Raw genomic sequence first — 11781 nt, 5'->3', positions numbered from 1 at the left:
GTGACTTCACTCCTTTATGGGGTTTTCGGTTTGGTTACTTGAAAACTTCTCCAAATTGGGGTGAAGTCCTTTTTTATGGCCCTAAAATCCTTAGTAAATCAAGTGTTGGAAAATTGCAAAAGGCTCATTTATGTATTTAGGGACGCCTCTTGGCGCCCCTATTCTGCTGAAATCAGATAATAATATAATGGCTGGCCTCCGTAATGCAGCTCCACCTCACAGTCTGGAAAGTCCGCCTGGACAGTGCGCTTCAGTTCCTGGGCGTCTTCCAGCAGAACATTCTGACCATAATAAATAGTAATCATCTCACTGCTCTCATCAACCATTTTACTGATTAGGGTCCTGGCCGCTTCTGAAACATCTCCATCAACTACCGCGATTTCCCCGTCAACCATCCCAAGGATGTCACCAGTGTTAATCACCAAGTCCCCGATCTGACAGTCACGTACCGCGTAAGTAATCTCCCCTGACTTGATCTGCTTGATGCTATCCAGCATCATTCGATAATTGTCGTCCAGTTCGGCTTCTGGGTCAAACGCAATCAAGGCAGCGATTCCCTGCAGAATACTCTTAGTGGGAACAATAACAACTTCCTTATTCACTAACGACCTGGCCTGTTCAGCCGCTAAAACAATGTTATTGTTATTGGGCAGTACGATGACTTTATCAGCGGTCACCTGATTCACTGCGGAAACTATTTCTTCCGTACTCGGGTTCATCGTTTGACCACCTTCAACGATCTGGTCAACCCCCAAACTCCTTAAGAGCTCAATTAATCCGTCCCCCACGGCTACTGCCACCAGGCCGATCAATTTCTGCCGTTCAGCCGTCCCGGCTGATTTAAGCGGAACCATTTGATCGTTCAAAAACTCTCGGTGCTGTTCCTGCATATTATCAACTTTAACCTGATGCAAAGTCCCCCTGCTCAAACAGTACTCCAGAACTTGCCCCGGATGATTGGTATGAACATGAACCTTGATCATTTCACTCGTCCCCACCACCAGTAAGCTGTCGCCAAACCGGCTTAAGTCCACCTGCATCTTTTCCAGAGGAAGCTGCTGCCCCTTGATAATTACCTCTGTACAGTATTGAAACGCCATTTCTTCAGTCACCGGTTTGGTAGGAATTGGTGCCTCAACAAGCTTTGGTGCAATATCCTTGACAACTGGCAGACGGGCATCTTCCCCAAGCAGGGCTTGTTTGGCTCCCTTTAAGATCAGCATTAAACCCTGCCCTCCCGCATCAACCACACCTGCTCGCTTGAGAACTGGGAGCATCTCTGGCGTCCGGTTCAGAGTCTGTTCACCTTTAGTAATGGCCGCATCCAAAACCCCCACCACATCAACACCACGACGAGCCGCTTCCCCCGCTGCTTTCGCCGCCTCGCGGGCAACCGTTAAAATCGTCCCTTCCACGGGTTTGATGACCGCCTGATAGGCGGTAGAAACCGCTGCTTGCAAAGCCACCGCGAACTCTCTGGCGTTCAGGGTCTCTTTTCCCTCTACTTCTTTGGCAAACCCACGTAAGAGCTGAGACAGAATCACCCCAGAATTACCTCGCGCCCCCATCAAGGAGCCGGCGGAGGCCGCCTCACACACCTTGCTCACGGAAAGTACGCTTAGTTTTTCTGTCTCTTTGATGGCCTGAGCCATTGTTAAACACATGTTGGTGCCAGTGTCACCATCGGGTACTGGGAATACGTTCAAGGCGTTAACCGCTGCCTTATTCTCCTCTAGTAAACGTCCACCGCTCCACAGCATCTGCCGTAGAGTCAGGCCGTCAATCTTCTGTAACTCCAACCATATTCCCCCTTATTTTCTAGCCGTCAATTTAACGCCGCGGACATTGACATTTACCCTGGCTACTTTTAACCCTGTCATTGTCTCCACAGCGTAGCGCACCTGGTTAATTACGTTTTGCGCTACTTCTGAAATCTTGATCCCGTAACTGACAATGATATGCACATCAATATGGAGCTGACCATTCTCTTCGCCAATTTCCACTCCCTTACCCAGTGACTCCCGCCCTAACAACTCCACTATCCCGTCGGTGAGCTTCCGGGAAGACATACCAACCAGACCATAGCTTTCCACTGCCGCCAGGCCAGCAATCGTCGCGATCACATCTTCAGAAATAGTAATCGTCCCCAATTCATTAACAATAGTTCTGGTCATCTTTACCTCCTTTTCGGCACTAACCAAGATAAATTGCTGGGCTCTTCCAAGTATGGTAACTTGCTCAAATCGATAGAATAATTTCCACACTGGTCAATTTATTCCTGCCAAACCGCAAAATTTTCCACAATCTTGCCAAAGGCCCTGATTTTTGTTAAAATTAGAAAAGTAATTTTTCTTAACTATTTTACCAGTTATCCCAAAGTTTAATCAGGATAAATGACGTGCTCACGATAAAGGAGGTGGAAGTAATGGTTAAGTGTGCTGTCTGCGGTAAAGGTGTGGCCACGGGTATGCAGGTGAGCCACTCTCATATTCGAACCAAACGAACCTGGTCCCCAAATATTCAAACAGTAAAGACCCTGGTTGAGGGCACTCCGAAGAAGATTAAAGTTTGTACACGGTGTTTAAAATCAGGGAAGGTGCAGCGAGCCATCTAGCCTTGGTTCCACCTTTTTCAAAACAACACTACGAATTCGGAAAATGATGATTAGGAAAACGATTAAATATCTAAGGGAATCGGTAAATTTTAGGGGTAAAGAAAATCTTTAATTGTTTTCTTTACCCCTTTAACCCATATACACTTCTAAGAAATCCTAAAACCTATTCGCTTTTCAGGCTAGCGATCAACCCACGGAGTTCATCCGTACTGAAGTGATAAAACTCATTACAAAAATGGCAGCGTACTTCCACCTGGCCCCGTTCAGTCAGAATCTGGTTTAGTTCCTCGGCCCCCAGGCTCAGCATTATTTCTTCCAGCCGCTCTTTGGAACAAGGGCAGGCAAAACTGACTGGCTGTCGTTCGTGAACCCGCATAGATAAGCCCGCTAAAACTTCCGCCAGAATTTCTTCCATAGTACGTCCCTGATCTACCAAATGGCTGACCGGAGCAATCCCGCTCAAGTTTTGCTCCAGGCGGTTGATTATCTCTTCCACTGCCCCAGGCAGCAATTGAACAATATAGCCACCCGCAGCGCGAACCGACTGGTCAGGATTGAGCAGAACCCCTAGAGCAACAGCAGATGGAGTTTGTTCTGAGATGGCCAGATAATTAGTTAGGTCCTCAGCAATTTCGCCGGTGACCAGGGGGCTGCTTCCCGTGTACGGTTCTTTGAGCCCCAGGTCTTTGGTCAGAAAAAGAAACCCTTCTCGGCCAATTGCTCCACCAACATCCAGTTTGCCATTGGGAGTTAGCGGCAGGTCGAGCTGTGGTTCTTGAACATAGCCCCTGACTCTTCCTTCAGCATCAGCTACCACCACCACACTTCCCAGGGGGCCATTCCCTTTGATCCGTAGGGTCAGGGTATCTTTCCCTTTTAGGTTCATCCCCAACAAAGCGGCAGCGGTTAGGGCTCGCCCTAAGGCCGCAGTAGCAGTTGGATAAGTACCGTGGCGCTGACGAGCCTTTTCCACCGCCTGGGTGGTTATCGCCCCAAACGCCCGAATCATCCCCTGGGCAGCGGTAACCCGAAGTAAATAATCCATTTCCTCATCCTTTCCCAGTTAGCCTAATTCGTGCAGTAGGTTGGCCATTTCTATGGCGGTAACCGCTGCATCCCATCCTTTATTTCCCGCTTTGGTTCCCGCTCGCTCAATCGCTTGCTCAATGGTATCCGCCGTAATCACGCCATAAACCACTGGCTTCCCAGTTTGCAAGCCAACCTGGGCAATCCCTTTTGTCACTTCCGCCGCCACGTATTCAAAGTGCGGGGTAGCGCCGCGGATCACCGCCCCCAGGCAGATAACCGCATCGTAATTTTTCTGGACCATGCGCTGGGCAACCAGCGGAATTTCGAACGCCCCTGGCACCCAGGCGATCTCGATATTTTCACTTGACGCCCCATGCCGCTCTAAAGCATCCAGAGCCCCGCTCAATAACTTAGAAGTGATAAACTCATTAAAGCGGCCGACCACCAACCCAAATTTTAGACCTTCCGCAATCAGTTTTCCTTCGTACGTTTTTGGCATGATTGTTTGACCTCCAGTTTTAATACGTTTCGAATGTTGTTATTGTATTACTATTCGAGCAATGGGACTAAATCGAGGCCAGCAAGTGCCCGAGTTTTTCCTTCTTGGTCTTTAAATAACGTTGATTTTCCAGCTTGGGTTTAATCTCGATCGGGACCCGTTCCACAATTTGCAGCCCGTACCCTTCCAGTCCTGCCAGTTTCCGCGGGTTGTTAGTCATTAGCCTCATCTTACGGACACCCAGGTCAACCAGAATCTGCGCTCCGATTCCATAGTCGCGTAAATCAGGGGGGAAACCAAGGATCTCATTGGCCTCCACGGTGTCTTTCCCTTCGTCTTGCAGTTTGTACGCCCGGATCTTGTTCACCAAACCAATCCCGCGCCCTTCCTGGCGCATGTAGAGCAACACTCCTGCCCCTTCCTTCTCGATCATCCGCAAAGCCGTAGCCAGTTGGTCTCCACAGTCACAACGACAGGAACCAAAGACATCACCGGTCAGACACTCAGAGTGCACCCGGACCAAAACAGTATCCTGCTTACTGATATCCCCCTTAACAAGCGCCAGGTGCCCTTGATTGTCGAGGGCATTTTCATAAGCGATCGCTGTAAACTCTCCATACTTGGTAGGTAGTTTGGTAGTAGCTACCCGTCGAACCAGTTTCTCCGTACGCCGGCGGTACTCAATCAAATCAGCAATGGAGGCGATCTTCAGGCCGTGTTTGGCCGCGAACTCACAAAGCTGGGGTAAACGAGCCATGGTTCCGTCATCATTCATGATTTCACAGATGACCCCAGCCGGGTATAACCCCGCCAGCTTGGCCAAATCAACAGCGGCCTCGGTGTGCCCCGCCCGGCGTAAAACTCCACCCTCTTTATACCTGAGCGGAAAAATGTGGCCGGGCCGGCGCAGATCAGCTGGCGTGGTTTTGGGGTCAAGAACCTTTTGCACCGTCATCGCCCGCTCAAAAGCCGAGATGCCCGTCGTGGTTTCCATCGCATCGATGGAAACGGTGAAGGCCGTCCCCAGATAATCGTTGTTCTGGACCACCATATCTTTGATCTCTAATTCATCCAGTCGCTGACCAATAATGGGCATACAGATCAGGCCCCGCCCATAAGTAGCCATGAAATTGATCGCCTCAGGGGTGACCTTTTCAGCCGCCATGAGCAAGTCACCCTCATTCTCGCGGTCCTCATCATCGACCACGATGATCATCTTGCCTTCCTTAATATCTTGAATCACCTCTTCAATGGTATTCAACTTCATCGCTTTTTACACCTCCGTTGGTTGTTATTGGAGTCAAAATTGTCAAAATTAATAATTATAGAAAGCCATGACTGGCCAAAAACTCCCAGGTTATTTTACCCTCCCCTTGGCCATTGGCTGGTTCCCGCCAGTTCAATAACCGTTCGACATATTTGCCGATTACATCGGCTTCCAGATTTACCCGCCTCCCGGTTTGTTTAAATCCCAGTGTTGTCAGGTGAGCCGTGTGCGGGATCAGGGAAACCAAGAACGTCCGGTCAGTTACTTTGACCACCGTCAGACTAACTCCATCAATCGCGATTGAACCCTTCTCCACCACGTATTTCAAGACTGCCGGCGGTGCCTCAATCTCCACGATTTTGGCAATGTCCAGGTGTTCCTCCCGAACGATCGTCCCCACTCCGTCAATATGGCCGCTGACAATATGGCCACCGAGCCGGTCACCTACCCGCAGAGCCCGTTCCAGGTTAACTCGCTCGCCAACCGTCAGTTCAGCCAGATTGGTTTTATTCAGCGTCTCAGCCATCACGTCCACCGCAAAGGTATTCCCCTTTAATTCAGTCACGGTCAGGCAGACCCCGTTGACCGCGATGCTGTCACCAAGTTTAGTTCCCTCGAGGACTACTTGTCCTTCGAGAACCAGCCGGGCCGATTGGGGACCCCGAACCATTTCGCGCAGCCGCCCCAGTTCTTCAATAATCCCCGTAAACATTGTCTTTTTTCACCTGCCATTCTGGCTCTTACTCTTATAAATATCCGGTTAACAAAAAATCTTCGCCGATCCTGTCCACGCTACAATTATTCAAACACCAAGCATCGTTCATCACTTGTTTGCCCACCCCGCCAACAGGCGTTGGGGCCATCGCTCCCCCGATTATTTTAGGAGCAATAAAATTCAAGACCTTATCGACAATACCCGCCTCCAGGGCCGCAGCATTCAAGGTGGCGCCGCCTTCGAGCAGGATACTGCAGATGTCCCGTTCTCCCAACCTTAACATCAATTGGTTCAGATCAACTCGCTCCCGGCCCTCGACTACTAGTACCTCCACCCCCCGTTGCTCCAGTTCAGTGATTTTTTCCCGCGGGGCCTGCTCAGTCGTGGCGATGATTGTCCGGGCGTTAGAGAGTTGATTGACCACCTGGGCCTGGAGCGGGACGCGCAAGCGACTGTCCACCACAATGCGGACTGGGTTTCGGGTAGGTATTCCCTCCAGACGAACGGTTAACTGAGGGTCATCAGCTAAAACCGTGCCGATTCCCACCATAATACCATCATAGATATTGCGCAACCGGTGAACGTAGGTCCGGGCCGCCGAACCAGTCACCCAGCGAGACTGGCCGGTGCTTGTCGCGATCTTACCATCCCAGGTCATGGCGGTTTTCAATACGACAAAGGGCCGCCGGCTAGTGATATATTTAATAAATACTTCGTTCAAGCGCTGGGCTTCCGCGGCCCGCAAACCTACTTCAGTCTTAATTCCAGCTGCCGCAAGAAGTTTCATTCCTCTCCCGGCGACCAACGGGTTAGGGTCGGTCATGGCCGCCACCACCCGGGCTACTCCCGCCTGAATCAAGGCCTCTGCACATGGTGGGGTTCGCCCATAGTGCGAACATGGCTCGAGATTAACGTATAGGGTGGCCCCTCTCGCCCTGTCACCCGCCTGCCGCAGGGCGTGCACCTCGGCATGGGGAGTACCAGCCTTCTGGTGGTAACCTTCCCCCACGATTTGTCCATCCTTGACCAGCACCGCACCGACCATCGGATTCGGGCTGGTTCTTCCTTCAGCCAACCGGGCTAGTTCCAGCGCCCGCCCCATGTACTCATAGTCTGCAAAGATAGACATATCTTCCCCCCATCAACAGGATTCGCTGCTAAATAAAAAATCCCGAAATTCCTTCTCGGGACCATGGCAACAAAGAACAAAACCGGCAACAAGTATCCTGGCGGAGGGCGCATAAACCCCCTCAGGTCGCTAGTTCCCATCCTTCTCCCATCCAGACTGTCACTGTCGGCTCTGGATTTACACCAGATCTGCCGCCTTGCGGGCGGCTCGCGGGCTAACCTAATGGCTTCACCGCCGGTACGGAATTTCACCGGTCCCCGAAGGACTTCTATCAAATTGTCCATCTTTGGTTAGGTTTATTATACACCTACCTCATATGACCGTCAATCTTTGATAGCAACCAAACGCAGGTCTCTGAGAGCCTGGGCCACATCAGGGGCCCCAAAAATCGCCGAGCCGGCGACCAGCACGTTTGCTCCCGACTGAACAGCCAGCCTCGCTGTCTCCTGATTGACTCCCCCGTCAACCTCCAGGTCAATGGTAAGCCCGCGGTCATCCAGCCACCGTCGGAGTTCTGCCACCTTTCGGCATACAGCAGGGATAAAAGCCTGTCCACCAAAACCTGGGTTCACGGTCATCAGCAGCACCAAGTCGACCTCTTCCAGAACCGGTTCAACCATGACCAGAGGTGTTGCTGGATTCAAGGCCACTCCGGCCTTGATTCCATGCGCCTTAATCTCCTGGATCACCCGATGCAGGTGGTAACAGGTCTCCACATGGACGCATAGTAAGTCCGCTCCTGCTTCAACAAAGTCTGCAATATAACAATTGGGCGACTCAATCATCAGGTGCACATCGAAAAACAAGTTAGAGTATGGGCGCAACGCCCTCACCACTCCTGGCCCGATGGTAATGTTGGGGACAAAGTGCCCGTCCATCACATCGATATGCAGATAATCTGCGCCTGCTCTTTCCACCAACGCTACCTGGTCTCGTAAGCAACCAAAATCGGCAGAAAGAATCGATGGTGCCAGTTTGATCATTTCATTCTCTCCTTGCATTATCCATTTAATATCTTTGCTCGCTGGCAATTACTTCTGCCAGGAATTCCAGATAGTGGCGGTAGCGATTGGTATCAATTTTCCCCTCAGCCAAAGCTTGTTTTACGGCACAATCCGGCTCCTGAGCGTGCAGGCAAGACGAAAATCGGCACCTGGCCACGTACCTGGACAGATCCGGGAAATAGCCAACAAGCTCTTCCCTCTTCATCTTGGGAAGACTGAGGATACTAAAGCCGGGTGTATCCGCCACCAATCCACCGCATGTAAGTGGCAGTAGCTCCACGTGCCTGGTGGTATGCCTTCCCCGGCCGATTTTTGGACTTACCGGGGCGGTTTTCAAGGACAGACCCGGTTGAATGGCGTTGAGCAAAGTCGATTTGCCGACTCCTGATGGTCCAGCCAGAACCGATATTTTCTCCGTCAGATGTTCGCGGAGAGCCTCTAAACCCCTACCTTCAGTAGCACTGGTAACCACAACTGGATAACCCGTTTCCTGGTACACTCTTTCCAGTGGCGCAATTTTCGTCGGGTTCACTAAATCAGCCTTGCTCAGGCAAATTACCGGCTTGACTTGCTCGTGCTCAACCAAGATCAGTAAACGATCCAACAATTTCAAATTTGGTTCAGGGTTGCTCAGGGCCATGACGATCACCACCTGGTCAACATTGGCGATCGGAGGACGTATTAACTCAGAACGCCTGGGCAAAACCTCTTCCACTACTCCTTTGTCTTTTTTCAGCCAGGTCACTTTGACCCGGTCACCAGGTAGGACCTTTTGCCTGTTCTGCCGCAGCCGTCCTCTTAAAGAACATTCCCAGATGGCATCGTTAACCTGGACGTAGTAAAATCCACTATATCCCCGGATTACTACCCCTTCCTGCATAAAACCCTCCCTACTGCACCTGTTTTTCTCTGACCGTTTGGCCATCAATTAAGACGCGGATCTTACCTCTTCCGTAATAACGAATGTTTTCGGTTACCACATCACCCGGTTTATGGTTCCGAATGTATTCTTCCCTGGTACCTTTTAAATCTTCCACCACGATGATGACCTGGTGTTCGGTTCCGGTGGCCGGCACTATCACCGACACTGGAGCAGTTTTGGGCGCCGGACCGGGTCCCTTACTAACCACCAGATTGACCACCATTCCCTGTTCAATCTGTGTGCCTGGTGGGGTATCTTGTTCAATAACCTGTCTTGCGAAATATTCACCACTTGTTCTATCATTAACCACCCCTAAGGTGAGACCGGCAGCTTCCAATTTTTGTTTCGCCTCTTCCAGATAGAGACCAATCAGGTTAGGCATACCCACATTCTGTGGCGGTGGCCCTTTGCTAACTAACAGTTTGACCTTAGTCCCCAGCGGAGCCGGTAAATCGGCGACTGGCTCCTGGCTGACAATCAAATCTTTCGGTGCTTGCGCATCATAAATAGGTTCAACAGTTCCAACATCAAACCCTGCGTTGCGCAAGATGATTGAAGCTTCAGCGACAGTACGCCCTTTAACATTCGGAACCGTCTCCGTCTTCGCCCCCTGGCTAACCACCAGCCCAATCACCCGGTTTTTCTTCACTACCTGACCCGCTGGTGGCTCAGTCCGAACCACGTGGTCTTTGGGTACAGTTGGATTATTTTCCGAGCTGACGACTCTGGACTCCAGGCCAACAGCGGCCAGAGTCGCTATGGCCTCATTAACCGTCTTTCCGGCCACATTGGGTACCTCTAACGTTGGCACGATCAGCAGGTGACGAGCACCAAAGACCATGCCAGAGAGCAGTCCTAGAATCGCAACCACTAAAAACACTTTGATGATCGGTCGCATTTTGCGTTTTTCCCGCTTTCTTGGCTGCTCAGGATTCATGTCAAAATCCCCCGTACTAAATCTAATCGCTGGCATCACCTGGGTCGGGGCGTCGTCATCCGTATAAATCATCGGGATACTCTTTCCCTCCATGGCATCCTGTAAAGCCCTGGACATTTCTCGCGCCGTGCGAAAACGAATCCCTGGCTCCTTCGCCATAGCCTTGAGGATTACTTGTTCGAGATTAACTGGAATACTAGGGTTGAGCTGACGCGGCGGCAATACCGGCGTCTGTAGATGCTTGAGAGCAACCGCGATCGGACTCTCCCCTTCAAACGGTACCCGACCGGTCATCATCTCATAGAGGACCGCCCCAACCGAATATAGGTCAGACTTAATGCCAACAACCTCTCCCTTAGCCTGTTCCGGCGAAAAATAGTGGACTGAGCCAACGATCGTCCCCGTTTGCGTCACCGTAGCAGCCGAAGCAGCCCGAGCAATACCGAAATCAGTTACCTTGACCCGGCCATCTCTAGTGAGCAAAATATTGTGTGGTTTGATATCACGGTGAACAATCCCATTTTCATGCGCGTGTTCTAGGGCCTCGCAAATCTGTCGGGCGATTTCTACTGCCTGTTTCGGGGGCAGCGGCGCTTTTTCTTTTATCAACTCCTTCAAGGTCCGTCCCGCAATGTACTCCATGACAATATAGTGTATTGAACCTTCACTACCTACATCATAGACGCTAACCACATTGGGGTGAGATAATTTGGCCACAGCCTGGGCTTCCCGTCGAAAGCGTTTCACAAATTCATCATCACTGGTGAATTCATCACGAAGGATCTTGATCGTTACCAGGCGATCTAGAAGAGTATCACGGGCCTTATAAACCAGAGCCATGCCGCCAACACCCAATTGTTCAATGATCTCATATCTGTTACCGAGTATTCTTCCAATCAAAATCTCTCACCTCTTCCGCAAGTCTTCCGCCAAACGAAACTGGTTCGAGTTCAGTCAAGTTGAACGATAACGATAGTGATGTTATCATAACCGCCCCGTTCCAAGGAAAGTTTCGTTAATTCATTGATTGCCGCTTTCAGGTCAACAGCAGACCGGATAATCTCATGAATCTCGCGATCATTAATCAAATTAGATAACCCATCTGTACACAGAAGCAGGAGATCACCTGGTTGAACAAACACCTCATTGGAATCAACCTCTATCTCACTCTTGGTCCCCAATGCTCGCGTCAGAACATGACGAAAGGGGTGAAACATGGCTGCGCTTTCAGTTAACTCCCCATTCCGGACCAGTTCGCCCACCAGGGAGTGATCCTGGGTCAAGAGCCGAAGTCCATCCGGTCTAACCAGATAAGCACGACTATCTCCCACATGCGCAATGTAGATGGTCCGGTCAACCAGCAGCGCCGCAGTAACCGTTGTCCCCATCCCATTACACATGGGATTGGTCTGGGCAAACTCAAACACGCGTTGATTGGCCGCCTGGATGCCTTGGTGTAAAGTCTGGGCTGGGGCCACCCGGCAAGCAGGGAGAATGACTTTGCGGTTAATTTCATCGATCGCCAGACGGCTGGCGACCTCTCCCGCCTCATGGCCCCCCATTCCATCGGCCACCACAAACAATCCCCGGTTTAAGCAAATCAGATAGGCGTCCTCATTGTTTGGCCTAACCAGACCAACCTCACTTCGTGCTTCCGCCAACATT

At 51.0% G+C, this 11781-nt stretch carries 12 protein-coding genes and 1 riboswitch; of the genes, 1 reads left to right on the top strand and 11 read right to left on the bottom strand.

The window, feature by feature from the left end; genetic code table 11:
* Window positions 1-158: 158 nt before the first annotated feature.
* Window positions 159-1799, bottom strand: a complete 1641-nt coding sequence (locus HPY81_09925) for a DAK2 domain-containing protein (protein ID NPV27732.1) — start codon at window positions 1797-1799, stop codon at window positions 159-161.
* A gap of 12 nt (window positions 1800-1811) precedes the next feature.
* Complete coding sequence (locus tag HPY81_09920) at window positions 1812-2174, bottom strand: Asp23/Gls24 family envelope stress response protein (protein NPV27731.1); 363 nt, start codon at window positions 2172-2174, stop codon at window positions 1812-1814.
* Window positions 2175-2425: 251 nt separating this feature from the next.
* On the opposite strand from HPY81_09920, the gene HPY81_09915 reads away from it, so the two are divergent.
* The gene (locus HPY81_09915; GenBank protein NPV27730.1) at window positions 2426-2614 is read left to right on the top strand and encodes a 50S ribosomal protein L28; all 189 of its coding nucleotides are present in this window, start codon (window positions 2426-2428) and stop codon (window positions 2612-2614) included.
* Between the two features lie 163 nt (window positions 2615-2777).
* On the opposite strand, the gene hslO is transcribed toward HPY81_09915, so the two are convergent.
* The 9 genes from hslO to HPY81_09870 form a co-directional block, all read right to left on the bottom strand.
* Window positions 2778-3659 (bottom strand): Hsp33 family molecular chaperone HslO, encoded by an 882-nt coding sequence (hslO, locus tag HPY81_09910; protein NPV27729.1) that lies wholly within the window; start codon window positions 3657-3659, stop codon window positions 2778-2780.
* Window positions 3660-3677: 18 nt separating this feature from the next.
* On the bottom strand, window positions 3678-4142 hold the full coding sequence (locus HPY81_09905) for a 6,7-dimethyl-8-ribityllumazine synthase (GenBank protein ID NPV27728.1): 465 nt from the start codon (window positions 4140-4142) through the stop codon (window positions 3678-3680).
* 67 nt (window positions 4143-4209) lie between these two features.
* The gene (locus HPY81_09900; protein ID NPV27727.1) at window positions 4210-5409 is read right to left on the bottom strand and encodes a bifunctional 3,4-dihydroxy-2-butanone-4-phosphate synthase/GTP cyclohydrolase II; all 1200 of its coding nucleotides are present in this window, start codon (window positions 5407-5409) and stop codon (window positions 4210-4212) included.
* A 55-nt stretch (window positions 5410-5464) separates the two neighbouring features.
* Complete coding sequence (locus HPY81_09895) at window positions 5465-6121, bottom strand: riboflavin synthase (GenBank protein ID NPV27726.1); 657 nt, start codon at window positions 6119-6121, stop codon at window positions 5465-5467.
* Between the two features lie 34 nt (window positions 6122-6155).
* On the bottom strand, window positions 6156-7253 hold the full coding sequence (gene ribD, locus HPY81_09890) for a bifunctional diaminohydroxyphosphoribosylaminopyrimidine deaminase/5-amino-6-(5-phosphoribosylamino)uracil reductase RibD (protein NPV27725.1): 1098 nt from the start codon (window positions 7251-7253) through the stop codon (window positions 6156-6158).
* Window positions 7254-7388: 135 nt separating this feature from the next.
* Window positions 7389-7522: riboswitch (FMN riboswitch) on the bottom strand.
* A 54-nt stretch (window positions 7523-7576) separates the two neighbouring features.
* Window positions 7577-8236, bottom strand: coding sequence for a ribulose-phosphate 3-epimerase (locus HPY81_09885; protein ID NPV27724.1), 660 nt, complete (start codon window positions 8234-8236; stop codon window positions 7577-7579).
* A 25-nt stretch (window positions 8237-8261) separates the two neighbouring features.
* Window positions 8262-9137 carry a ribosome small subunit-dependent GTPase A gene (rsgA, locus tag HPY81_09880; GenBank protein NPV27723.1) on the bottom strand — a complete coding sequence of 292 codons (876 nt, stop codon included), beginning with the start codon at window positions 9135-9137 and terminating at the stop codon, window positions 8262-8264.
* 10 nt (window positions 9138-9147) lie between these two features.
* The gene (pknB, locus tag HPY81_09875) at window positions 9148-11016 is read right to left on the bottom strand and encodes a Stk1 family PASTA domain-containing Ser/Thr kinase (protein NPV27722.1); all 1869 of its coding nucleotides are present in this window, start codon (window positions 11014-11016) and stop codon (window positions 9148-9150) included.
* A 50-nt stretch (window positions 11017-11066) separates the two neighbouring features.
* Complete coding sequence (locus tag HPY81_09870; GenBank protein ID NPV27721.1) at window positions 11067-11780, bottom strand: Stp1/IreP family PP2C-type Ser/Thr phosphatase; 714 nt, start codon at window positions 11778-11780, stop codon at window positions 11067-11069.
* Window position 11781: the final 1 nt, after the last annotated feature.

This window comes from Bacillota bacterium, from assembly GCA_013178045.1.
Classification (GTDB): Bacteria; Bacillota; Ch66; order Ch66; family Ch66; genus Ch66.
The sequence above is the reverse complement of the archived record's forward strand: the minus strand, read 5'-3'. Positions and strand labels throughout refer to the sequence as shown.